This is a genomic window from Sporosarcina sp. YIM B06819 (genome assembly GCF_033485175.1).
GTDB lineage: Bacteria > Bacillota > Bacilli > Bacillales_A > Planococcaceae > Sporosarcina.
Window position 1 is genome coordinate 1 of record NZ_JAWLIQ010000026.1, and the last position, 25908, is coordinate 25908.

The 25908-nt window shown below is 35.5% G+C and carries 20 protein-coding genes; 6 read left to right on the plus strand and 14 right to left on the minus strand.

Going from position 1 to position 25908, the window contains the following annotated elements; genetic code table 11:
- Positions 1-251: 251 nt before the first annotated feature.
- The 3 genes from nhaC (R2B72_RS15510) to nhaC (R2B72_RS15520) form a co-directional block, all read right to left on the minus strand.
- The gene (gene nhaC, locus R2B72_RS15510; protein ID WP_318617614.1) at positions 252-1649 is read right to left on the minus strand and encodes a Na+/H+ antiporter NhaC; all 1398 of its coding nucleotides are present in this window, start codon (positions 1647-1649) and stop codon (positions 252-254) included.
- Positions 1650-2214: 565 nt separating this feature from the next.
- Complete coding sequence (locus R2B72_RS15515; protein ID WP_318617615.1) at positions 2215-3081, minus strand: MBL fold metallo-hydrolase; 867 nt, start codon at positions 3079-3081, stop codon at positions 2215-2217.
- The gene (gene nhaC / locus R2B72_RS15520; protein ID WP_318617616.1) at positions 3078-4496 is read right to left on the minus strand and encodes a Na+/H+ antiporter NhaC; all 1419 of its coding nucleotides are present in this window, start codon (positions 4494-4496) and stop codon (positions 3078-3080) included. Before nhaC (R2B72_RS15520) ends, R2B72_RS15515 begins: the two co-directional genes overlap by 4 nt.
- Positions 4497-5259: 763 nt before the next feature.
- Here nhaC (R2B72_RS15520) and R2B72_RS15525 point away from each other — a divergent pair.
- Genes R2B72_RS15525 through R2B72_RS15540 form a run of 4 tightly spaced genes read left to right on the plus strand, consistent with a single transcriptional unit; the run spans position 5260 to position 8374 of the window.
- Positions 5260-5631: a GntR family transcriptional regulator gene (locus R2B72_RS15525; protein WP_318617618.1), complete on the plus strand. Its 372-nt coding sequence runs from the start codon at positions 5260-5262 to the stop codon at positions 5629-5631.
- Between the two features lie 14 nt (positions 5632-5645).
- Positions 5646-6335 carry an ABC transporter ATP-binding protein gene (locus tag R2B72_RS15530; RefSeq protein WP_318617619.1) on the plus strand — a complete coding sequence of 230 codons (690 nt, stop codon included), beginning with the start codon at positions 5646-5648 and terminating at the stop codon, positions 6333-6335.
- Entirely contained in the window at positions 6332-7162 is an 831-nt protein-coding gene (locus R2B72_RS15535; RefSeq protein ID WP_318617621.1) for a hypothetical protein, read from the plus strand. Before R2B72_RS15530 ends, R2B72_RS15535 begins: the two co-directional genes overlap by 4 nt.
- A 15-nt stretch (positions 7163-7177) precedes the next feature.
- Positions 7178-8374, plus strand: coding sequence for a hypothetical protein (locus R2B72_RS15540; protein ID WP_318617623.1), 1197 nt, complete (start codon positions 7178-7180; stop codon positions 8372-8374).
- 134 nt (positions 8375-8508) lie between these two features.
- Here R2B72_RS15540 and R2B72_RS15545 read toward each other — a convergent pair whose 3' ends face one another.
- The 5 genes from R2B72_RS15545 to R2B72_RS15565 all read right to left on the minus strand — a co-directional run bounded on the left by R2B72_RS15545 (position 8509) and on the right by R2B72_RS15565 (position 12295).
- Positions 8509-8883 carry a thermonuclease family protein gene (locus tag R2B72_RS15545; RefSeq protein ID WP_318617624.1) on the minus strand — a complete coding sequence of 125 codons (375 nt, stop codon included), beginning with the start codon at positions 8881-8883 and terminating at the stop codon, positions 8509-8511.
- A 417-nt stretch (positions 8884-9300) separates the two neighbouring features.
- Positions 9301-9462, minus strand: coding sequence for a hypothetical protein (locus R2B72_RS15550; RefSeq protein ID WP_318617626.1), 162 nt, complete (start codon positions 9460-9462; stop codon positions 9301-9303).
- A gap of 129 nt (positions 9463-9591) precedes the next feature.
- Positions 9592-9879 carry a hypothetical protein gene (locus R2B72_RS15555; RefSeq protein ID WP_318617627.1) on the minus strand — a complete coding sequence of 96 codons (288 nt, stop codon included), beginning with the start codon at positions 9877-9879 and terminating at the stop codon, positions 9592-9594.
- A gap of 252 nt (positions 9880-10131) precedes the next feature.
- A complete protein-coding gene (locus R2B72_RS15560; protein WP_318617628.1) occupies positions 10132-11709 on the minus strand; it encodes a DUF4179 domain-containing protein in 1578 nt (525 codons plus the stop codon).
- A complete protein-coding gene (locus tag R2B72_RS15565) occupies positions 11699-12295 on the minus strand; it encodes an RNA polymerase sigma factor (protein WP_318617629.1) in 597 nt (198 codons plus the stop codon). Before R2B72_RS15565 ends, R2B72_RS15560 begins: the two co-directional genes overlap by 11 nt.
- Before the next feature lie 638 nt (positions 12296-12933).
- Between R2B72_RS15565 and R2B72_RS15570 the strand changes: the two genes are divergently transcribed.
- Positions 12934-13785 carry an APC family permease gene (locus tag R2B72_RS15570; RefSeq protein WP_318617630.1) on the plus strand — a complete coding sequence of 284 codons (852 nt, stop codon included), beginning with the start codon at positions 12934-12936 and terminating at the stop codon, positions 13783-13785.
- Positions 13786-14062: 277 nt separating this feature from the next.
- On the opposite strand, the gene R2B72_RS15575 is transcribed toward R2B72_RS15570, so the two are convergent.
- Positions 14063-15061: a DGQHR domain-containing protein gene (locus R2B72_RS15575; RefSeq protein WP_318617631.1), complete on the minus strand. Its 999-nt coding sequence runs from the start codon at positions 15059-15061 to the stop codon at positions 14063-14065.
- Between the two features lie 135 nt (positions 15062-15196).
- On the opposite strand from R2B72_RS15575, the gene R2B72_RS15580 reads away from it, so the two are divergent.
- The gene (locus R2B72_RS15580; protein WP_318617633.1) at positions 15197-15550 is read left to right on the plus strand and encodes a helix-turn-helix transcriptional regulator; all 354 of its coding nucleotides are present in this window, start codon (positions 15197-15199) and stop codon (positions 15548-15550) included.
- A gap of 363 nt (positions 15551-15913) precedes the next feature.
- On the opposite strand, the gene R2B72_RS15585 is transcribed toward R2B72_RS15580, so the two are convergent.
- The 5 genes from R2B72_RS15585 to R2B72_RS15605 all read right to left on the minus strand — a co-directional run bounded on the left by R2B72_RS15585 (position 15914) and on the right by R2B72_RS15605 (position 25901).
- On the minus strand, positions 15914-16780 hold the full coding sequence (locus R2B72_RS15585) for a hypothetical protein (RefSeq protein WP_318617634.1): 867 nt from the start codon (positions 16778-16780) through the stop codon (positions 15914-15916).
- Between the two features lie 492 nt (positions 16781-17272).
- The gene (locus tag R2B72_RS15590) at positions 17273-20053 is read right to left on the minus strand and encodes a TrlF family AAA-like ATPase (RefSeq protein WP_318617635.1); all 2781 of its coding nucleotides are present in this window, start codon (positions 20051-20053) and stop codon (positions 17273-17275) included.
- Between the two features lie 375 nt (positions 20054-20428).
- Positions 20429-21124 (minus strand): hypothetical protein, encoded by a 696-nt coding sequence (locus R2B72_RS15595; protein ID WP_318617636.1) that lies wholly within the window; start codon positions 21122-21124, stop codon positions 20429-20431.
- Complete coding sequence (locus tag R2B72_RS15600) at positions 21117-22739, minus strand: hypothetical protein (RefSeq protein WP_318617637.1); 1623 nt, start codon at positions 22737-22739, stop codon at positions 21117-21119. Before R2B72_RS15600 ends, R2B72_RS15595 begins: the two co-directional genes overlap by 8 nt.
- An 18-nt stretch (positions 22740-22757) precedes the next feature.
- Entirely contained in the window at positions 22758-25901 is a 3144-nt protein-coding gene (locus R2B72_RS15605) for a helix-turn-helix domain-containing protein (RefSeq protein WP_318617638.1), read from the minus strand.
- Positions 25902-25908: the final 7 nt, after the last annotated feature.

The window sequence follows — 25908 nt, forward strand, 5'->3', positions numbered from 1 at the left end:
AACTCGGCGACCCTGGCGAAACTGGACGACGAATTCGGCAAACTGAACGACCCTGGTACAAAACTGGACGATGTAGACTATAAACTCGGCGACCCTGACGAAACTGAACGACGAATTCGGCAAACTGAACGACCCTGGTACAAAACTGGACGACGTAGACTATAAACTCGGCGACCCTGGCGAAACTGGACGACCCAAATACAAAAAGAAGCTCCCACCATCATATTCGACGGTTGAAGCTTCTTTTTAATTCAACGTTCCACCGATTTCCCATCCGTGTACGTCAACGTTTTTCCTGAAAATCCGAACAATACCGTCAAGATTGGTGACAGCAAGCAGAAGAATGCAAATGGCAAATACTCCATCGTCGGAACGCCCAACATTCCTGAGATGAAAATTCCACACACACTCCACGGCACCAATGGATTCACAACGGTACCCGCATCTTCCATCACCCGGCTCAAGTTTTTACCCGTCAGTCCTACTTTTTCATACTGCGATTGAAAAGCCTGTCCTGTTAATAAAATCGACAAGTACTGCTCGCCAATCAGCACATTAATACTAATGGCCGTCAACGCAGATGCCGCAATAACCGAGGACACTTTCTTCAATAGCCCCTCAATCGTCGCCAATAAACATTGCACAATTCCTAGTTTGAATAACAAGCCACCCATGCTAAGTGCCAGCAATACTAACCCGATTGTAAACATCATACTTTCCATACCGCCACGCGTCAGCAATGCATCAATATCTGCAATTCCCGTTGTTGATACGAATCCGCCAAATAAAATACTAAACACTTCTGAAGCACTAAAACTATGATGGAAATAAGAAATTGCAACCGCACTAGCAGAACTTACTGCCAATGTCATAAGCGCAGGTACTTTCAAAATCGTTAGCACAAACAACACAACGAGGGGCGCAATCGTGTACCAATGGATCATCCCTGTTGCCAACAATCCCTCTTGGAACATATTGATTTTATCGACTTCCCCTAATGTCACACTCGGTGATAGAATGCCGAAGAAAATAAATGATAAGACAAACGCTGGAATCGTCGTCCAGCCCATATTGCGAATATGTTCAAACAAATCGACACCCACAATAGAGGATGCAAGGTTCGTCGTATCCGACAAGGGCGACATTTTATCTCCAAAAAATGCGCCAGACACAATTGCCCCTGCTGTCACCGCCAGTGACAAGTCAAGCACAGTGCCCATCCCGATGAATGCGACACCAACTGTTGCCACCGTCGTCAACGAACTACCGATTGAAATTCCAACAATCGCCGTCACCACAAACACGATGGCAAAGAAAAACGTTGGTGTGATCAAATTAAAACCAGCGTAAATCAACGTTGGGATTGTACCAGCCATAATCCAACTACTCACCAAAATACCGATGAAGAAAAACAGGAAAACAGCACTCATACCAGCCCCTGCCCCTTCAACCAAACCACTTTCAAGTTTACGGTACGAAACCTTTTTCATAAGACCATAACAAATTAATAACAAAATCGAAAACAAAATCGGCAAATGTGGAACCGAACCGAATTTAATAATGCTGACACTGACCACGGCAATTATAGCTACGACTAATGAAATGGCTTCTATAAGACTGGGCGAAATAACTGCCTTTATTTTAAACATGATGAAATTCCTCCTCGATGATTGCGAACAGTGGAACGCAGTCTAAAACCGCCACGTCTAAATACGTGCCTTAATTTCTGCAAAAACCACAGAAATACGGAAAATCGAACCCTCTGCAGTTCGATTGGCAACGACTGCATGACCTACTTCCTGTAGGCCCAAGCGACTAGCGACTGAAGCTTGACCCGAAAAATGAATACAAAAAAGCCCCTTCCATCCCTTGGAAAGGGACGAAGAAGCTCTCCGCGTTACCACCCTAATTGATGAACCGGTTTTAGACCGGTCATCCACTTCATTAGAAATTGAGAAATTCGGATGGCGTACTTCATACATATTATTGCCTGAATTTACATCTACCATTCAGTCTCTGGTTGCTGCTCACAATATGATTACTGGACCATCTCTCAAATATATAAAATTTTATTTTTAATAGTTGCCATTAACTTTTGCGCAATAAGTAATTGATTTGAATGTTATCACGTTCAAACAGGAAGTCAAGTTTTTTATTAAATCAGAAATTAATAACTTCTTCAATTTCAATATTCTACTTTTCTAGCTATCGAACTCACAAAACAAACTCCATACCTTCTTCGGCAATATGAAAGCCCCTATTTTCAATGTCATTACGAATCGTTTTATCCCTATCTATAGCGGGATTTGAGTGATTGAGATGAATGAAATAAATCTCAGTTTGCTCAACTAATTCTTGTAATCGATCCATTGTTTCTGTCATGAGAGGGTGAGGGATTTCCCGATAATCACGGCCAATTTTTTCAAGATCTTCAGCGGAATGGAACGTGCCATCGAGTAGGCAGATGTCAGCTTCTTCACACGCCTTGTAAATATCTTTGTCCCATTGTTCCCATCGATCGATATCCGGAATGTAAAGAACTTTCTTCTTCGTTCCTTTAATCCAAAAAGCAAAGGTCTCAGAAAATTCATTTCTGTGAGGGACATCTACCGGTGTGACTGTGGCATAAGGTGAAACAGCAACCGCTTGTCCATCACTCATTTCTTGTAGGTCAATATTATGTAGTTTTGTTAACTGGCTCCAAGGTGCTTGTTGTTCTAACATTTTCTTCATTTTCGCACCTGCCATGACAGGCACCTTGTTTGCACCAATCGCTTCTCTTCCTAAAAACAATAGCCCTGGATAATGGCCTAAATGTGCATGCGTTAAAAAGATGCTCGCCATTAGCTGACCTTGCAGATTGTGTTTGATTTGTACGCTTGCCATCTGCTCTTTTAAGTCTGGTGTTGCGTCAATCAAATGCCACGCCTTCTCTTCCGGTAGCACAATTGCTAATGACGCTGCAGTGCGCCTATACTCCGGATTGTTGATTGCTTCAGCACAGTTTTTACAAAAACAATTTGGATGCGGAAGACCAGCGTCTTGTGCCGTTCCCAATACGTGTAAAATGACTTTGCTCATAACGACATTTCCCCTTTAGTTTTTATTTCACTTTCATCACTATAGTTCTTCTTCGTAATGGTCCAGCCTGTGAAACCAAAAATGATATTAATGAGTGGAACGAGAAATGCGAAGAAAGCATAAGGGATGAACTCACCTGGACTAACCCCCAGAATACTCACCGCAAAAATGACCGGAACACTCCACGGGACGAGGTTAATACCTACTGTACCTGCAGCTTCGACACATCTGGAAAGATTTTTTGTGTCAATCCCCTTCTCTTTATACGTTTTAACAAATGTCCTTGCCGGTAAAATTATCGCTAAAAATTGAGCTCCACTTGCAAAAGCAACGACAAACGTTGACAGAATCGTCGTGCTGATCAATGTTCCAGTTGAGCGTACATTCTCTATCATTCTTCTCGTTAACACTTCAAAAGATCCCGTTTCTTCCAAGACCCCACCAAGAGATGTCGCGATGACTAACAGACCGATTGTGGCAAGCATGGACATGAGCCCCCCACGATTAAGCAACGAATCCACTGTAGCCACACCCGAATCTACCGAAAATCCACTCGTCATCACTTGAACAATCGAGGACACGGAAACCCCTTGAACAAGGACTGCAAGTACCGCACCTAAAAGGGCTACAATTGTTAACGCTGGAATCGCAGGTATGCGTTTCATCATTAAGAAAATGGTGAAAACTGGCATGAGTAACAGCAGTGGATGAATGACAAAGACACTCTCCAGTCCTTTGATTATCAAATCAATTTCACCCGTATCAGCCGTATGATGTGCCACGGCTGAATTACCCACAAACCAATACAGAACAATTGAAATGACAAATGCGGGAATCGTGTCCCAGAGCATATGCTTAATATGACTAAACAAATCCGTTTCCGCCATGGCAGGAGCGATATTTGTCGTATCGGAAAACGGTGATAATTTATCGCCAAAGTAGGCACCTGAGATAACGGCTCCAGCTACAAGCCCCGGAGCAAAACCAAGACCTTCTCCAATCGCCATAAAAGCAAGTCCAACCGTCGCAATTGAAGTAAAAGAACTTCCTAACGTAATCGATACAATTCCAGTAATGAGTGCCACAAGTGGCACAAACAGTGAAGGTTCAATAATCGATAGACCATAGTAAATCATCGTTGGAATAACACCACTCGCGATCCAAGTACCAACAATGATTCCGATAATGAGTAAAATAAAAACGGCAGGCAATGCCCGAGATACCCCGTTGACCATCATTTTTTCTACTTCACGCCAACTCCAACCACAAATGATCGCAATGACAGCAGCCACAATCACCCCAATTATTAATGGAATATGCATCCCGGCCTTCCAAATGAAAATCGATGAGCCTGCCGCGATTATTAATGCCAATATTGGGATAATTGACATTACAAAAGATAATTCTTTTTTCATTTATGACATCCCCTTCTTCGTTGACTAACTTAAGTCTTTCGGAATATACTTACTATTTTTATCAAATTGGAGCTTGGTTCAAAAAATGAATACAAAAAGGCCCCTTCAATCCCTTGGAAAGGGACGAAGGAGCTCTCCGCGTTACCACCCTAATTGATGGACCAATTCTAGACTGGCCATCCACTTCGTTAGTAGTTGAGAAAATCGGACGGCGTACTTCATACATATTGCTGCCTGAATTCACATCTACCATTCAGTCTCTGGTTGCTGCTCACAATATGATTACTGGACCATCTCTCAAATATATATAATTTTATTTTTAATAGTTGTCTATTAGCTTTTGCGCAAAAGTAATTGATTTGAATCTTACCATGTTCAGCGCACAAGTCAAGGGTTTCGTAAAAAAAATTAGGTATTGCACAGTTTCCCCAATTTAAGTGCCCACACCTAACACAACTCAGAATTCAATCAAAATCCTCAAATTAATAAGAAATGGATATTGTTGGTTGACTCCAAAAGTGTATTAAGTATATAATACAAATCATAAAGTGTATTAACACATTAATACGTGAGGGTTGAACGACAGGTGAATGTATTCCATGGTTTTTTGGAATAACTGTATTAATGCTTTAATACACAACATTATTTTTTCTAGATGCATTCTTTTATCGCAACTGGCGTTTCATCCTTTATTTTTGTCAACACTGTATTATCCACTTAGTACAGGGTAGTAAAACCATTATGTTTTTTAGGAGTTGAGTCTATGGATGTGAAGTTTAATAATCGTGATCCTGTTTATGTGCAAGTGATTCGGCATTTTAAAGAACAAATTGCAACAGGTACCTTTGAAGCGGGTCAGGAGATTCCATCAAGAAGGGAACTTGCTAATCAGCTGAAGATTAATCCAAATACGGCGCAGCGAGCGTATAAAGAAATGGAGGAACAAGGGTTGATTTTTACTGAGGGGAATTTGCCGAGTCGCATTACAAAGGATGCACAGGTGCTCAAAATGGTAAGAGAAGAATTGATCTTAGAGGCTGTTAATACGTTTGTTCATTCGGTTCGGTCCATCAATGTTCCTGTACATGAGGCTTTGGATTTAGTGAAGAATTCGTATGAAAGGGAAAATAATTAACTGGGGGGATCTTTGTGATTGAGATAAAAAATGTAACTAAAAAGTTTGGTCGAAAGCAAGTGCTAAAAGACGTTTCTTTTACTGCAGAAAAAGGGCAAATCACTTGTCTAATTGGCCTTAATGGTGTTGGGAAAACAACTATTATGAAAGCCATTATGGCATTAACCCCCATTAACAGTGGTGAAATCCTTATTGATGGGGAAAAAATTCATAAAGGGAGCTATGAAAAAATTACCTTTATACCAGATACCATAACGATGTTGCCGCAAATGCGCATACGAGATGCCTTCGTATTTATGGCTGATTTTTACGACTGTTGGAATCAGAAACGTGCCACTGAAATTCTCCGATTTTTCAAACTAAATGAAACGGATCGAATTTCTGACCTATCAAAAGGCAATACCGCAAAAGTGAACCTGTTACTTGGTTTAGCAATGGATGTCGATTATATCTTAATGGACGAACCTTTTTCAGGAATTGATATATTCAGTCGCGAGCAAATTGCCAATGTATTTACGAGTCATTTAATTGAAAACCGTGGCGTTATTATCACGACACATGAAATTAATGATATCGAACATTTAATTGATAAAGTCGTTTTACTAGATAACGGCGCCGTTTTAAAGGAATTTGAGACAGAAGAAGTAAGGGAAACAGAAGGGAAATCGGTCATTGATGTCATGAGAGAGGTGTATCAAGCATGAAACGTTATTTGAAGTTAGTCAATTTCGAGGTAAACCGTTTTTTAAAGCTATACCTCGTTTTACTTGGCATTACAATTCTTTCGCAAATCATTGGGGTAATTGTTGAATCGCAGGCCTATTTAAAGCGTGCAAATGAAGTCATTTACAAAGATTTAATACCGAAGAGCGAGTTTATCGAACAATATGGGACTATGTCTTTTATTAATATTACTCATTCAGTTTGGTTTACGGGACCCATTCTAGCTTGTGGTGTAGTATTAATCATTTATGTCTTTTTTATTTGGTATCGTGATTGGTTTGGAAAAAATACATTTAGTTATCGTTTACTCATGTTGCCAACAGCACGTATTACCATTTATATTGCAAAGGCTACAACGATTTTACTCTTTGTCTTAGGTCTCGTTGCCTTACAACTACTATTATTGCCTGTTGAAAGTCAAGTTTTACAGTTGGTGGTTTCAAGTGAGTTTCGTACTGATCTACCGATTCACGCAATTGTCAACTCCCCCAACCTGGGGATACTTTTTCCGAACACTTTTATAGAGTTTGTTCTGTATTATGGTGGAGGAATGGCAGCAGTGTTTGTTGTCTTTACGGTGATTTTGTTTGAACGCTCTTTCCGTATAAAAGGGATCATTTATGGCATTCTCTATTGCGCTGCTTCCCTGTTAATCTTCTTTGCACCACTACTCGTGAATGCGTTTATGTTAAATAATTATCTTTATCCAAGGGAACTATTTTTCCTAGAATTAGCAGCAGGTCTTATCGTGCTAGCTTGTGCCATTTGGATTGGCCATTTTCTACTAAAAAACAAAATAAGAGTTTGATAGGAGGTCACATAAGTGAGACGCTATTGGAAAATCATTTCGATTTGTTTGGTTACAATACTTGTTATCGGAACTTTTTATATACAATCCAGTTTTGCGACAAGCAATTCTTTAAATATTGGAGTTGAACATGTAACTGGTAATGAGGATGAGTTGCAAAATATAGTGCTATACGGTAATTTTTCACCCAATCATCACTACCTGAATCAATCTTTCCAAATGACAAATGAGGAAACCATCGATCTAACTAAGCTATCATTTTTCCAGAGGGTGTCCGGAACAGGCGCTCCTGATCCTCTTGAAGAATTGATAGAAAAGCATAAGAACTTTATGCGAAGTAAGGACTTAACGCCGAATCAATTTTTTGAAGACGAAAATGCAGTAGTATATGCCCAGATTAAGGATCCTTATGATCTACCAGTGAAGGATTTAACCTTTGAAATTGAAGTGTTAACGAAAAAATCGGAAGACATTACAGCATTCCAGGTAGATGTACCACAAAAAGAAAATTATGGTTGGATGCGGATTGTCGATGTTCAAGTAATAGATCATGAACTAAAGGTCATTGTACGTGGGGAAAGAGCAATATTACGCGTCTATACATTTGATATGAATAAGCAACAACTAGTAAGTGATGACACGATTGCTTCTATTCCAAAGGTTGAGAGTAGCGGGTCTGATTTAAGTATAATCAATGATACTTACTATTCTATTCAACGACAAAAATATCTTCTCATTAAAATAGAGGTGTTTGACAAAGATAGGAGATATATCGACGATATACCGAATTTAATTGTGAATGAATTCATCGTGTACGATATTGAAAATAATCAAACTAAAAAAATCGTTAAACCTAATGAAATAGTTGAATCTATGGATCATTCGTCCGCTGTGCATCATTCTACAGTTTTGATTCCATCACGGACAGCGAATGGTGTAGAAGTCAGCCAGTATGATATTGAAAGTGACAAATGGGGAGAAACACTGTCATTTGATTTATCAGAAACTAAGGCTGTTGAGGGTGAATCTTTTACGAAGTTAATGAGTGGAAAACTATATACCATTCATGCAACAACTAGCGGACATACCATTGTTATAGGTGATTTGGAAACAGGAGAATCATTATATGAAGGTAAACTTAAAGTGACATACCAAGGAGCAGAGCAAAAGAATTATCGTCTTTATTTCCATGAAATCGAGTCTGTTCAATAAAAAGTTAGTCTGGTCAACTACTTTTAAATAAAAAAGAGATGAGAGTAATAGCATGATTGCTATATTCTCATCTCTTTTATTTTGAATACCGGGTTCTAAAACAATTCGAGATTCAACGGGAATCCATACTAACATCAACGTTCGTCCCCTGGATACTTCTTGCTATCAAAGCCACGCTCCGTCACATAATCTTCTAACGTCCAAATACCAATGCCTGCTTTTTTCGCCTTGTCCTGTGCTTTTTCAAATGCAGCGAGATGACGCGTATTTGGTGGATAAACGTAACCGACACGTGCCAATCCTTCCTCCAACAATTTCTCTTGAATACTCACACCATCAATATAAATATACGCAAGTAATCGACCATATTTATCGACTCGTTCGCCGATATCAAATTCAATTTCGAGCTTACCGCTGTTCATCAGCTGCGTATTCCGATCTTTCGCTTGCTGACCAAATGGCTGCTTGCCTAGCTGAGCATGGTTCGTTTCAGGCGTGTCGACTAGCAAATAGCGGACATTTTGTTCCTTGCCCTCAAACTTAATTTTAATCGTATCTCGGATTTATCACCATAAATTAATGTGTACATAATATATAATTTTATCATAGTTCATATATTCCATATAGATTTCCAATTATATTGTGTGTACATATTAATTTAACGTACATAATTAGGATAAATGCATACTTAAATGTGTACATCTATATAGTAATTTCGAAAATTATTTAGTTCAATTGTTAGAGTTATGTTATCTATAGGTCATGTACATATATTTCATAAGAATAATAGAACCAAGCATTGGTTCTTTAAGTAACCTTCAATTAACTGACATACCATGTGGTTCTGTTTTAAATTTATTCCTCCCTACTAATTCAATGATATCTGATAAAGGTATAATTTCGTTCGGTTACCCTTCACCTATCCTTTATGCCCGCCGACTAGCTCGGAGCGTTTGATGGCTGTGGCTGTCTGTTAGAGATACCGCACGTAATTTAGCTGTTGCCCCGAACCGATTCCTTATTTCATCCATTACGCCAGTCAACTTACGCCTCTGCCATTTCTGTTCGTCGAATAAACTTAATTGCATCGATTGCTCATCTTCGAGTTTGGTAATCGATTGTGAGACTTGACTTACAGGCCGGCCATCATGAGCGTTTTTTTGCCGAAATATTTCACTATCCTTATTGAACTAAAGCACACCGTTAGTGAAAAATAATTATAATTCCACTGTCCAAATTTTATAGAGAATTTGACCATTTATTTCTGTTTTTTCTGTACAGACATCGATTTGCATATTGTTATAAACTGCCCATTGAGGAAAAAGAGATGCTAAATATTTAATTACCTTTTCATCAGGTGTTGCATATCCTATATTATTTTTATTACTTAAATAGGCAACAAAATCTGGATATAATGCTTCTGTCCATTCTTTAACTTCAAACTCAGAATCATAAATACGGTTATCCTCTTGATGGCTTCCATTTATCCATTTAACATTCTCCATTGAGTCCACCTCATTTCCAAGTTTCTCAACCTCTATTATGCTAACCTGCTGCGTTAGTTCAGGTAGAATGCATTACATACTTCAGTGTTTCTCACTGAACTTATCATTTTTTTGACTTTATGCGTTTCAGCAAATGCATAACCATTTAATCCTAGTGATGCAAAAATAACACAGCATTTATTTTTCAAGGTCAAAAAATTGAAAGTAATAGAAGAAGCCAACAGCAACGGTTGGCTACTCCTTATTCTGCTACTATTTTATTTCTTCCAACGATATATCTACAACACTATCGTAAAATACAGTCGTCTGGTAACCATATATTTCTAATCTTACTGGAATAAGCTCTCCCTCAGAACCATCTCTCGAGAGCTCAATATGATGTTCCGTGGAGTAGAATACAGCATCCTCAAGCTCATTCGTGCGATAGAAATACTCGTTTCCTTCGTATTTCGTGCCATTCTTATCAAAGAAATAGCCATCAAGATTCGAAGTTATAGAAAAACGTTGATTGTCCTTGTCAAAGATACTATATCTGAACGTTTCATAAGCCCGATGCGCATTCAACTCCTCGCTCATAACAATCTTTGTTGACTGTCCTACTTCAACTTTATCAATAGATATAGTCGTGCCTAAATAATCGAATGTCTGTGGGTAAGCTTTGGATATATTAATCGGAAAATCGGCTTTTTCCTGTATAGTAAATTCCGCACTTCCAATATGAACTTTTATACCGGTTGGATTGTCAAAATAAAGGGATTCGAATGTTGCCTCAGACCTGCCCCAACCATTATCCTCAGATTGAGAGAAACCAACTCCTGCAAAATCTATCAGGCTTCCGTAAACATGTTTTCCATCGCTTTCAAGGCTATCAATCGTTAAATAGTTCATTCTGTTATCGCTCTTATTGGTGCGGTATCGATAGGACAATACTGTGATTGTTGGGGCAATGGTTAATTTATCAAAATAAATAGGATTCCCTTCAATTTCAGTTTCAACGTTAAGCTCATGAACAATTGCGGAATTCTTTTTTACAGGGATTTCAAAATACCAATCTCCTTCCATTTGATTTATCGGATCCTTCGGCGTAGAAAACCCTAAATCAGTTTCTATTGCTTTTTGAATTTTATCCAGCTTTAGCGTAATTGTTCCTTCACTAGCGACTAAAGGTGCGATGCCAAGTCTACCTTTGTATACATTGCTTTTATCGGAATAAAGGCCGATATGGCTATTAATTGGTTTCTCAAGGCTTACCAACTCATCCTGATTGACGATTTGTATCCCATTTGTGAAATCAACCATATACTTGTTCTCTTTGTTCCTATCCTCTATTTCATAATAAATATGTGTTTGGACATCATCTGCAACGACACTGGTAACTGTAATGTTAACTCCATTACTTTCAGCTTCTATATTTACATTGTCCCCAAGACCGTGCTGAACATAATTCTCTATTTGTTCGTTTTTCTTATTCCCAAAATCCCTCCACCATTCGGCAAAAGTAGTAAAACTTTTCGTTGCAACGGCAGTACCGACAAACAATGTCATAATGAGAGCTGCAACGATGCCCACTATAGCGGGACGTTGAAATGTCTTCCGTTTCTTTTTTTGTGTATTTGCCACTGATTGTCTCACATTATCCATAAAATTATGAGGGATGCTTATAGACTCATTTTCAATTTTTAATGATTTTATAATCTCTTCACATTTCAGCAGTTCATCTTTGCACTGTTTACAACCATTAACATGAAGGTCAAACCTAATTCTTTCATTATCATTAAGGATTCCATCTAAATAGTCTATAATCTGCTCTTGTATGTGTTTACACTCCACTACTTTCACCGCTCTCAATTAGATTCCTAAGATCCCGTAAACCCCTATGTAATCTAGATTTCACAGTTCCGATGGGCAAGTTTAAAATATGACTGATTTCTTTCTGGGAAAAACCTTGCAAGTATTTTAAAATGATGACTTCTCTATGGATATTCTCAAGCTGATCCAAGTTGTCCATCACTTCTAATTGGCTTTCCAAAGGCTTTTCCTCAATCATTTCTGGCGGGTTTTCTAATGTATCCTTGTTCTTTTTTCGATAAATTGACCTACACTCATTAATAAAAATTGAAGTTACCCATGTTTCGAAGTATTGCTCTTTCCTTAACTGACCAATTTTGTCATGCACTTTGATAATCGTATTATGAAATACATCTTCAACATCGTAATGATTTTTCAAATAAGACCAACCGATCTTATAAAACTTTGATTGTCTAACGTCAAACCAATCTACTATCGCCTGCATATCCTGCTTCTTGATATTTCTCATTTGTATCGAATCCGAAATCGATGTAATCACAAATGCTGATTCCTCCTTTTCGAGCAACTCTTTAACAATTAGAGCATTTAAGCTATGTAAAAGTTCCATAGATTTAAAATTCTTTTTTTACGAATAACATTCAGACTTTAATAATTCTTACTTAACTCACTTTATAGTATTAATCGTAGCGAATATTAAATAAAAACAGTCCAATTTCCCTTTTCAACGGAGAAATCGGACATTTGTGATGATATCAGAAATACATCTCATCATAATTGCTGTTCTTAAAATACTTCAACTAAAATCCCTTTAGTAGAACATAAAAGAGGAGCTTTTAAGCAGCTCAACAATCTTGAAGAAAAGAAGCCCTTTTGTGCAACAATTTACACATATCAACTTATTTTATACAATCGCCAAAAACCTTCTTATTCAACTAAACTGCCCCGTTAGTTTAAGTACATTTTTTCACAATCAATTTGTCCTGCAATTTAAACCGGATTTTCTAGATTAGTATACATTATTATTGTTTGATAATGTTTGTACTGTGTGTATAAAAATGGTTAAGAGTGGTAATTATTACTCATTTTCATTTTGGTCCGTAGTTATGTAGAAAAGATTGATATTTTTATTGTTGGATATTTATGTTAATATGAGTAATGTCGATGCTTACTCATTTTTCAGTATCTATTTTCAAGTGAAACAAACCAATAATAGGAGATGATATTAATTGAAGAATGGTGGTAATTATGAAATTTAAATCTGGAATTATTGTAATAGCAATTGGATTAATATTTGTTATCGCAGCAGTCTATAGACTATTTGGGTATTCAGTTCCAAGTTCAGTTGTAGCTCTAATATCAGTTATCGCAGCACTCATTAGCCTGTCAGACGTACTAGATATAACAAAATTGAAAAAGTATACAGCCTATGTACAAGGAATTGCTCTTATTTTTTTTGTTATAGCAATGATTATGTGGCTATTTCCGAATTTAGCAAACTCTTTATCACTTCCTATTATTGGTGATGGTTTTACGATCCTGGGATTAGGTTTTGTCATTGGTCTTTATGGATGGAAGGAAATCCTAGAAAGTAAAAAAGTAAATGAAATAAAAGTAAATAATGAGTACAAATATAAACTAACCGAGTTTGAGTATCTTGAAATGATGCAACTTAATGACATTATTGAGAGGTTAAAAAACTTAGACCGAGAATTCTTTCCTTATAATAAGGTACATGATGGTTGGGCCCTATTTAATGATTCTTTAGCTGAACATTGGAATAAGTGGAAAGGTCCATTCTATGATGGAATGAATCGAAAAAACTACTTTGAATTTCTTAGTGCTTTAGACCAAACAGCCGAAAAAATAGGAGATGTAGCAGATCCAGACTTCAGATATTTTAACACTAGACAAGTTAAGATGTGGGGAGATTCAATTGAGGTTACAAGCCAGCCAAGAATGAACAACATTCATATAGCAAGTATGGACGATGTTTCTAAAGAGATTCAAAAAGTACTAATATTGTGGGATAAAGTTAAGAATCCAGTAACCAAACGTTATGAAGAAGAAAGAGCAGAAGAAAAAGGAAAAAGTAGCTGATTGGTAAGCGTATCTATTTTCTAACTAAAAAAAAACAACTTCGAAGTTGTTTTTTGCTATTAAGTTACGATATTAACGTATACTGGACAATAATAAGGTATACTAAATCTAAAAAAGTATTTAAACGTATTTAAGGGAATAACTCTTAAATACGTTTTTTTGTTGTTTGATAATGTTTGTACTGTGATATTGAACTAACGCGCCCGATTGTTTAATAGCGGGGAATATTTTACGCTTATTTTTATTTATTCTTTAGATATTCAATTATATAAAGATTTCAACTAATTTTCACACAATTCAAAATGTCATTTGAAAGCATTTTAGAGCCAGATAAACCTTTAAGATATTTTAAATCACCATTTGAAGACCAATCGATTTCTTTAAGATTTACTATAAGACTCGCTATTTCAACTGAATCAGGTTGTTGGGATTTCATAAGATAATTTTCATTTATTATTTTATTTCCCGCAATTGCTAAAGCGTTTAAACAGGTAATATGAGTTAATCTATAAAGTTTATTATTATCCCATTGATCCGGAAACAGTTCTTTAATTAAATTAAAATAAAAGAGCGCCAAGTTTAGCTTCTTTTCTTTTGAAAGGTTCTCTAATACAGATTTCTTAGTTAACAATTTTACAATATTATATAGATTTTGTAACGTTATATTTTTCTCTTTAGTTCTTTTTCCAATTAAAGTCCCTTTACTGAAGAATGGGCTCTCTGGTCTAAGAATTAGATTTGTAGCTACCCAGCTATTTTCATCATTATCTCTATTAAGGTAACGACTTAGTGATGTACCTATCCCTTTTGCTTTCGTATTAATTATATCAAACAGTTTAATTTCTTCTTCGTCATCCAAATAATGAAATGCTAAAAATGGAACATTTAAAGTGCTACCTGTTTCAGTAATATACTCCTTTATCCCACCTAATCTATGTTGTCCGTCCATTAATGTTGCTTTCTTCTTACAAATTAGTCGTCCAAAATTTGATCTATGCTTGTCATATGCATGAAATTCCCAATTTCCAGATGCATTTAACAAAATTGGTGTATAGAGCGCATCTTCCCCTTGTGATAGATAATTCGCAAAGTCTTTACAACGCTTTTTGTCTATAGGACGTTGATATCCCTTTCCAGAAGGATCATTAAATAGTTTTGAATACGTAAAATTTACCGCGATTTGTGATGCAACGAAGCCTTGATAAGTCACACGCCCCCTCATCTTTGATTGAATTATATTTTCTATTACCATATTTGAAGGTAAGTTATTACTCATTAATAAAAATCTCCTTAACAAAAATTTAATACTCGAGAATTGTAATACATATAAGTACATAAATCAAACAAAGTTATATTATATGTATCTGTAAGATTTTCCAAACCTCCCATAGTCTTAAGGTGAGGTGATATTTTGGATAGCTTAGTAAAGTTAGTCGGCATCAATATTAAAGAGATTAGAAAAACGAAAAAATTGACTCAAGATCAATTGGCAGAGAAGTGTGGTCTTCAAACATCATATTTAGCAAGTATAGAAAGAGGAGACAGGAATATTACTTTACAGACATTAGAAAAAATAATTGAAGGCTTAGAAGAAGTACCTGCGACTATTTTTAATTTTGAAGTCGTAAATACTGGCCAGCAGTACTTTGAAAAAAAAGAGCTATTGATGCTACTGTTTAATTTAATCGATAGTAAAAGCGAAGCCGAGATCCGTATGCTATTAAACGTTGCAACAGAGATCTTTAGTACCTATAACGAAAAATAATAAACAGCTTGTAAAAAAATCACAAGCTGTTTATTTCCAATCTAAGGCATTGAATATTTATTTTTTGTCAGCTTAATCAACAAATACTGTAGTTATTAAAATAAGTTCAATACAAAGAGCAACCCATTTGAATAAACGCTATCCGTCATCTAAAAAAATCAATGACTTCAAGCCTTGTATCACTTTTCTATTCAAGAAGATTCGAGTTCAGAATAATAATATTCCCTTAGGTCCAACACTAGACTGGTACCACTGTTTCTAAGCACTTACAAATACCGTCAATTTATCAAATATTTTTAAAATTTTCCTACCTGTTAGCTCAATATACTAACCCTATAATTTAAACTGTTCAAATGCGATTTACTATAACTCACCAAGATTTATAGTAACATTGTGGTTTTCTTCATAGGCAAGAACGTTTTTTTCTTCAATCTTCAAAATAAATGAAAGATGTTTGCCCGGGTTCACACCTTCATCTTTCATCATTTCTGTAAGCTCATCAATGTTCTCTTTTATAACATCTTCATATCGCCCCATGAGCACAGCATAATGGTCACTGACCCTAACTACTTCAACACCAATTCCGGCTGTCGTAAGGCCCATCCCTGGTGGTGCATAGATAACTCCTGGTTCAGGCTCAATAAAATAGACACTATGAGCTTTACGAAATACTTTTATGTCCTTATCTGTTACCGACTTATTAAGGCTTATAGCTTCTTTAAGTCTAAAACGCTCAATTGATTCCGGCCAGTTTCGATGAATAATACGAATCATATCTTGATTAGTCCAACTTCTGTGTCCCATAACATTTATGAAATAAGCATTATGTTCATCGAACCGCACAAACAACAATAGATCATCTCTTTCCACAAATCCATCTGCCTCTAAAATGGTACCCAAATGTAAATGGTGAATATCCCAATCGTTAAGCAGGTCATCGTCATAAGTTAAATCTGCAATTAATCTGCTTAAATGAGGACGCAAATCTATACCTTGTTCGATTTTCTCTTTGATAATATTTAGACCGGATTGCAGTTCATGAGGACACTGGAACTCTTTTGCAATGAGAACCTTACGTGGTACAACAGGAATCAATCTTCGAAGAAGGTTAAAGTACTGCGTACTGACATCTTCTTGATTTGTAGCAGGGATATATCCAGCTTGTTCTAAAATTTTTCTTAGATGAGAAATCCAATCCCGGTAGAAATCCATCTTGACCTCATATTCCATGTTAAGTCATCACTCCCCACTTATGCGTTATTTAATATAGTTAGGATTTGTGCTCAAAATCTATTACAATCTCTTAAAATCTTTTATGTTAGATAACAGAAACCTACTCCATTAGTCTGCTTCAGAAACTTTTTTCAGCTTTGTTCTTATTCAGTTCTTATTATTTCAAAACTACGATAAACCATGACAGTCACTTCTTCATGTGTAGCCGATCAATGTGGATACGTCCATCCTTAATCCCTGCTGCCATCGCGAGTTAATAACTTGGATGACTGAGCTTCTGACATGATGACCTCCTCATTTTTGGGGGTGAATTTTATCAATAGTAAAGTCTAAAAAATATAATAAAATCAACTTCTTCACTTTAGCTACACGTTTTTAAAGAGATCAACATATTTCCTGGAGGTTAATTAAAATACACCTGTTCTAATAATAAAACAGGTGTACTTGAATTAATTCACTGTACTTAAAAAGCGTTAACAATCAGGTCATTTAAATCTCTAACTTATACCGTTTGGCCCTCATTTTAAATGCCTCACTTCCACCCTCCATTATATTACATATTGCATCTCTAATACTCTGATTTTCAATCGAACCCTCATATAGGACTTGCAAATCCTTGCTTTCGGAATTCATTGCTACTACCCATTCAGAATCACCATTGACAGGAATGTTTGCATTATGGGTAATAGTAATAATCTGGCGTTTGGTTTTCGTATAGGCTAAACGATTTACAATTAATTCATAGATAAGTTGGTTATCTAAATCATCCTCTGGTTGATCCAATAGGAGAGGTGTAGACCCATAAGATAAAAGAAAGGTTAGTATTGCAGACGTTTTTTGGCCTGCCGAAGCATTAGAGATGGATTTAAATTCTGATACTTCATTCGCTTTGTATTTGACCTCAATTTTATCTTCTGGGTAGAGAAGTCTAAACTTGTCGATTTGTTCATCATTAAGACCCTTAATTAAGGTATTGAATCTCCCGGAAAACCTTGCATTATTTTGGTTCGTTTCTTTAATTGTGGTTATCAACTCACGCAATTCCTGAATCTTTTGCTCCATAGAACCATTAAACAGGAAAGAATTAATGATTTGAAAATCATCGGCAAATCTATCTGGTCTTTGAAAAACCTTTCTTAACTCGGCCTCATAGTTCTCTGAATCACGAAACTGCTTCACTTCAATTTTGATATTCGGAGTACCAACAAGTATAGTTTGTAGAAATCCAATTCGAAGAGCAGTGACTTGTTTTCTTAATCTCAGATAGGAATCCGAAAGACTTTGTAACTCTTCTGATAGAAGGTCTAATTCTTCCTCATTTTTTTCAATATCTTCGAGTTCCTTTTCTTTTTTTATTAATTGATTAGAGAGGTCTTCTATATTACCTAAGTCGTGTAACTCTTCTGCAGTCAACTCCTCTTGTAAAGTTTTATATTCCTGTTTAACCATTTGGAATTGTTGATTCCAATTAGAGCTATTAATTGCTTGCGTTAAGGATTCCTTTGCAGTAGATAGATGCAGGCTTGCTTCTGTAATTTTCGTAATAGCTTCTTGGAATTCTGTAGAGTTCCTAGCTAGAATCGTTTTTAACTCATCAGCCGCCTCCGCTGAAAATTCAAATGTATCAAAATCTAGGTAAGAGAGTTCATCCATAAATTCTCTTAATCTAATTTCTTTCTGCTCCAAATCTTTGGTGATAATTTGCAAAAGAGAGTTATCATTTTCAGCTTCTTTCTGTTTTTGCAGTATAGTTTGATAGCCCTTTTCTTCGAATCCCAATAGCCTTTCATTAATATCATCTTTTTCCAATTCAATTCTTGCTTTTTTGCCTATTCGATTTTTCAAGGATCTTATTTTAGCAGTTGTTTCAAAATATTTATCTTGAATCCCTCTTAACGAATTTAAATGTTCAGCTAAAGGATCAATAGATTGGTCAATTTTCTCCCTTAGGGCATTAGGACGTGTAGCTATCTGATATATTTGTTTTTGGGAATAAATCTCAGCTCGAAACAGTTCCAAAATGGAATCATTAGATTCCTCAAAAACCCCTTCATCATTTAATTTGTAAACGGTTTTATTGAACTGTCCTCTTTGAAAATTGGAGTGAACAATTTTGTATGTACGACCCAATCTTTCGAGAAAAAGTTCTATTTCCGTCTCACTTGTTAAGACTCCTTTTTTCTCTTCCCCTAATCCAATAGATTCAGAAAGTTTAAAGAAAGATGATTGTTCATTGTGTAGTTCGCTAAAGTCTACTAGGTCACCATTAGAATCCAATAACCCACGGATGATTCGATTTATTGCAGATTTGCCAGTTCCACGTCCACCAATAATGGTATTTAATTGGGGGCTAAGTTGAATTTGTATAGGATTTTCCGGGTTTAAAACAGTTTTATTAATCACTACTCCTTTGATAATATACTCTGGTTTAGAATAAGGGGTGGAAGGAGAATCAAAATCGTTCCTAATTTTCTGATCCGGCATTAATAAAGCGTGCCTTAGACTTTCCAACGATACCTCTTCCTCCATTTTAATCCAAGTGTGTCTATTTCCAATTCCCCAGAGACCGTGATTACTTTGTGCCGGAGCACTTGGATTATCCGAAAAAGTAAGAACTGCCTTTTTGCTTTCCTTCGACAGCCTCACTGCATTACTCCACTCTCTTATAAGCTCTTCGTTAACTCGAGGATATCGTTCAATAAGCGCTTCAAGAAGCTCTTGAGTAGAATAATTTTCTTGGTTATATAGTTCCTCGTTAACAACTTGAACGCCATTGATAAAAGGTAAATTTAAGAATGTTTGCATTGTTTGGTAACTCGTTACAGAGATGCCACTATACTCATCGATATGAGCTGGGATAACAATAGCGCCGCGAGAATTAGCTTTTTCTGCAACTTCGTAAATATTTCCCTCCGCGGTCGCGTCTTGTTCTGCAAATTTATCTTCTGTGATTCCACAATAATTTAGGAATCCATTAATATCTCTCGAACGCTTATCCTTATCAAACAAGATTAATAAATGAACTTTTGAAGTATCACAAGTAATCTCCACCCCAGGAAATACTGTTAATTTCGTACCTTTCGCAGCTTCAATGATCTCATCAATATAATTACCACTGTTATGGTCTGTGACTGCTACCACTTCTAGTCCTTTATCCAAGCAAGCCTGTACCCAATCTTCTGCACTTACACGTTTGTCAGGGAAACATTTGCTTTCTGGTGTATGCAGATGCAAGTCACATTTATACCATCGATTTCCTCTAAAATTCATTACTATATCCCCCTTCTTAGCTAACTAGTTTTAAAAAAACTGTATTCGTCTTCTTTATGTCATTTTCAAAGATTATCGCTTCTTTTTTCACTGAGTCTTTAGATTACTCTGCATATATAAATTATTATACAACAACGTTCGACACTAAGTAACACGTTTGATGGTGAAAAGATACTAGGAATAGCTTAAAGAATAGGGAAAACATCTTCTATTAAATAAAATTACTATATTGTAAATTGGTTACTCTACTATTATGACCCGTTGGCCATTCATATAGCACAAAACCCGCGCAACACCACTGAGGTTGAAAATGTGGGCAGAACGGATATTGATACAATACAATAATCTTTTCAAAATACTCAAATCCTCTTACTTTCAAAATAAGTTTTTAAATTGATCCTTTAATGCTTCCATATTTTTATTTCTAGTAGTTTCATCGGAATCCTCATCATGATCCCGAACTACCGGGAAATGTTGTTGAAGATTATTTAAGGAGGCGTTTTTTTCTAAATGAGTATTTAAATCTAGTAAATTATCCTTTATGCCCAATTCATCCCTAAGGTGTGGCTCTACACTGGATACCATTATTTGCTCGTAAAGAGTTTTATAGTGCTTAACCTCTTGCTGCAAATCGGCAACAGCCTTTGTATATTCCTCCATCTTATCCTTGAAACTTTCTAATCTATTCAACTTTTCCTTTAGAACATTTCTTTCTTCATATAACTCTTGAAACAATAATTCGAAATGATGCAATTCGTTTATAATTCGTTGTTTATTACTTCCGTATGCTTCAAAGATACTTTCAATATTAGGGAAATAAATTTCATCACTATCGGTATATCCAAAGTTTCTTAATATTGGTTGATTTAATTCTTGGATAAAATCTTCCAATCTCCTCTTCCAAGTATTACGACCAATTCCACTTTCCTTTTCGAGCATCAAATATGTTAATTGTTGTTGTTTAGATTTATTCTTAATTTGCAAAGCAAGCTCTTTCATTTGTTCATCGCTAACCTTAACTTTTGGTCCACGTTTTTTTCCTTTTTGTATCTTAGTAGTTTTATCACTCATTCAGATAATCCCCCAATAATTTATATTCCACTAGGGCCTTATGATCCATTAGTTGTTGCAATTGGCGGGATTTTGACTTCAAAGATTCATCTAGATCGGGACGATAAGAACTAGACAATGCTTGACTTGTTGAAATCATCGTTTGAACTACATCTTTTATTTCAGTGCCAATATCTTTCGAATAATCTTCAAGCCATTTAATTGCCTTATCATAATCATTTATACTCGGTTTAAAAATATAGAAGTAACAAGGGCGACAATCTTCACCACAGTTATTTGGAAAATCATCTTTATCCCTACAGAAGCCATAATCAACTTTACGGAATAATTCTTCAGCTTCCATATATGAATACTTTTTACCTCTGTCAATGGCTTCACGCCTCCAACCAATAAAACCATCGCCCATTTTACTTCCGATTTTATCAGTGAGACCAGATTTAACAAGATTATGGACGTATGATTCTACAAAATTCTCCGCATGACTGTAATAATTACTTTGCGAATTAAGTTCGTCATGTCCTGCCATTTTTGCAATTGAGAGCATATTGAACCCTTGTAAAAATAAATTTATTATGGCTAAGTGTCTTGTATGTGAAGGCAAGATCTCCATTGTATACTCTTCTTGATATAATCCTTGAACTATTTTAGTGTGAAAGTGTTTTAAAATTGATAGAAACTGATTACGAACCCAACGATCTTCTACGACATTTCTAGTTCTATCAGTTTTGATAAAACTAATTACTTTGTAAAAGGATTGAGGCAAAAGGTAATCCGATTTTATGCCAATCTTAAATAAATCAAAATTAAAATTACTAATCAAATCAAAAATCTCTTTATTAATTTGAATGGTCTGAAGGGGAGGGGTATCCCTCACAGATTGTTTTACTTTTTTAGATCGGGAAAGGGTGATCCAGTACCGCCCGTTGCTATCCATTTTAACGCAATCGCTTTTTAATTTTAAGAAGTCACTTGGACGCATTGGAATGATGTTTGTTATAGCCCACCATAATTGAATCGGCTTGTATCGTAAATGATCCTCCTCACTTGTTTTTCTGAAATAGTCATTTACAATTTCATCAAAAATGAAAATATCAAAAAAAAGGGGAAGTTCTCTATTTCTACGTTCTTCAATCTGTACACCTTCACAGATTAACCTAACTTCTTTTATATTTGGAATTAAGTAAAAGTCAGTAAAACTTAGAATGGTTCTTGCAGCGAAATACGATCTGACCTCGCTGTAGAGAAATTTTTCTAATTGTAAAGTTTGTTTAAAACCATTTGTTTTTAAAACTGCTTTTTTTAGTATATCCACGACATTTCTTACCCAACTAGAAGATGTTCCTTTCGCTATTAATATTACAGAATAAATTTTTAAAGCCTGTTTTATTTCCTTATACATATCAATATCGAATGTTAATGGAATGTATGCGTTTTCCACATTGCACGGGAGCCTCCATCTTACAGCCTCATATGAAGTTGCGATAATGAATCCATCATTTCTTAATTCATCGAAAATATCAATATATCTTTTAATATCATCTTTATTAAAGAACACTTTTTCTTTCACATATACCTTACTAATGCCCCGTCTATCAATATCTCTAATTATTTCCAAGTTAATCACCTCCAAACTTTAAGTGTTGACTGTTGGTAATTTTAATTTCTCAGATATACTGTATACCACATTTTTTCTTTCTTCGGACGGGAGAAATCCATTGACAGTATCGTCTCCAAATGTCTCTGCGGCTTCGTTGAATAAAAGCAATACGTTTAATAGGAAAACTGTATCACGTTCAAGAATTGCATCCGTATAACTATTTTTCATTGAATCAACTAGTCTATAAAACTCTCGTTTAGCTTCAATCAGGACTTGCTGAAGTTGAGGGATGAAATTAATGCAGCCAATACAAGTTTTTCTGTTGGTAAAGTGACAATTCGGAAAGATCAAGCATTGACCACACCCATCACGGGAAGGCATTTGTCCTTTGTATATTTTCACAACAATTTCTTTTAATTGTTCATTATTCATTTTATATAGTCGCCTAACAACGGACTCTTTTCTATTCTTATAATCCAATAAAGTTTTAGCCCAATTTTCAAGTTGAATAGGGGTGTATTCCTTTTTTAAATCTTCAATCGTTTTTGTTCTTTCTTCAAGGGATTGGCTGTTTCCTGTATTTGAAAAAGCGAGTTGCACCATATAGTTATATAGCCAACCAAAATGACCTCTTTTGAATAAGTTTATTGACACACGATCAAGGGAACCGTCTTTATTTGTAAGCTTTATATACCCCGCTGTAACATTTATATCTTCATGGGACCTCGCCCACTTTATAACTTCGAGGGCTAACTCAGATTCCTTTTCGTCTTCCGAAATATCAAGAAATAAATAAGTCATAGTACTATTTTGTAGCTTTTTACTACTAAAAGGAGTTAATTTAGGTTCATCTTTAAAAAACTTTTTATGAGAAGTTGTACCCGAAGTTGTTGGGGTTTCTGTTATGCCCGGAACAAACGTACTTAATAATAAATGCTCTTTTTCAAAATCGGTATCATTTTTTCTTAATTTCCGACAATGTAACTCCGAAATAACACAGGCATTGGCTAAACACGTAACCATATCTGGAGCAATTAGGAAATGAAGATCAGCTTTCGTTTTACTTACTAGGGCATTATTGAGTTTTAGATATAGCTGATTTATAATCAACTGACATTGTTCCGAAGACAATCGATTCTTTTTGAACCAATCAAATCCAGTGACATTAATTACTTCAATATCAATGCGGGGCATTTCAAAAATTATGTCACTAGGTCTCCAAGCATTGGTTAGTAACATAGTTGTCAAAACCCACATATTTGCATATAATTTATTTTCAATTGCAGGTGATATGTGTTTTTCTATATCCTTAACATGCTGCTCAAACAAATAATAAACTTCAGGTGAATATCTCTCTGAATCTATATCTGCATCTGATATTTTTCCTCTCATTGACAGAATATACTTTTTTCTCATTTTTTTCCCTTTAATTAAAAACGCCTCTTTCAAAAATTTTAAGAAAAGGTTTCTAATCGGGTGGGAGTAGGAGCTAATTTTCATTACTGCTTCAATGTGCTGGTCTTGCAACTCATAAATTTCAATTTCTAGACCTATTATAATATCAGAAAAAAGCTTTTTAAGATGGTTAAAAACCCTTCGGACATTATTGATTCTGCCATTTGTTGCATTTATTCTTGTTGTTGCAAAGTCGGCGTACATTCTTAGTGTTTCTCTAATGTGCTTTTTCCCTTGAACACTATTAATAATTTGATTTAGTTCGCTGATCACATCGGGTTTTGTTATAGCAATTTTATTAGCTGCCTGTTTTTTATATTCAATTATACTTGCTTTAGGAATTAGCCAGCGATTGCCAGACTTTATTGCATTTTTGAATTTGTCACTATTTATTAAAACCCAAACGCTTTCTAGCATAATATCCAGTTCTTTTGCCACTTCCTTTGTTGTTAAATAACCTTGTTGTAGCTGGGAATTAATTTGCTTGTTATCATTCTGCTTTTTATATTCAATCAAATCTGACTTAGGAATTAGCCATCTTATGCCAGGCTTAATAGCATCTTTGAATTCACCTTTATTTATTAGAATATGTACTAATGAAGTTGAAATATCCAGTTCTGTTGCCACTTCTTTTGTTGTTATATACTCATGTAATGACGGAACTTCTTCATTTTTTAGTGAATGTTGATTCTTTTTTCGTGTAGTTTTATTTCCATCTTGGTAAGATAAAAAATCATTTTCAGGAATAAACAATTCGCCATGGAACTTTATCACATTTGGAAATACGCCTTCCTGCACAATTTCGCGAGTTCTGAATCTACTAATATTTAATAGGTTAGAAACATTCGATATCGTTAAATAGGGAAACCCCTCGACTTTTTTTGAGGTGGTTCTGTTCCTAGTGTTTTTCCGCTTAGATTGAATTTCCTCTTTAGGGATATACCACTTGTTTTTTACTTTTAAAGCTGAAGGGAATTTACCGTTTCTTAAAAATCTGCATAATGAATTCTTTTTAATTCCTAGAAGTTCTGCTGCATCTTTAGCCACTAGGTAATCTTCCAAAGAGAAGGCGTCCATTTTAAGTTTAATATTTTTTTCGATTTTTTCGGGTATTTTATTTACATCAACATACGGCAAGTTTTTGAGCATATTTATACGCTTTTTCCTTTTTACTGCTTGCAACGAATCTTTTTTGACGAAGGTTTGCCTATGACCATTTGTAATAACAAATTTTGACTCGATATCTCCTTTGAAAGCCCACGCTTTAATAGTTTCATGACTCATCCCTAAAATTTCAGATGCTTCTTCGATATTACAAAAACCGTTGGGTATAATTCTTTCGCTAATTACATTTTCAATTAATTGATTTAGGTTGTTTTTATGTATATAGTGAAAACCCATATGATGAATAGAAATCACCTTACCGTTTTTAATCCAATTGCTGACATCCCGCCTTTTTACATTTAGTCCCATTTCATTCGCTTTTTTCGCAACTTCAACAGTGGAATAATATGTATTCTTGTCAAAGTTATCATTATAATTTAGTGCTTTTTTTAATTCTAGTATCGAAGATAGTGGAATCAAATATTTCGTTTTTTCTTTAATAATACCCTCAATAGAATAATCCCGAAGTTTTTTTGATAACGTACTTTTCACTATCCCTAACAACTCTGCAGTTTCCTTCAATGATAACATTGTATTTTCTTGTTCTTGATTTTTAGTCAACTTTTCA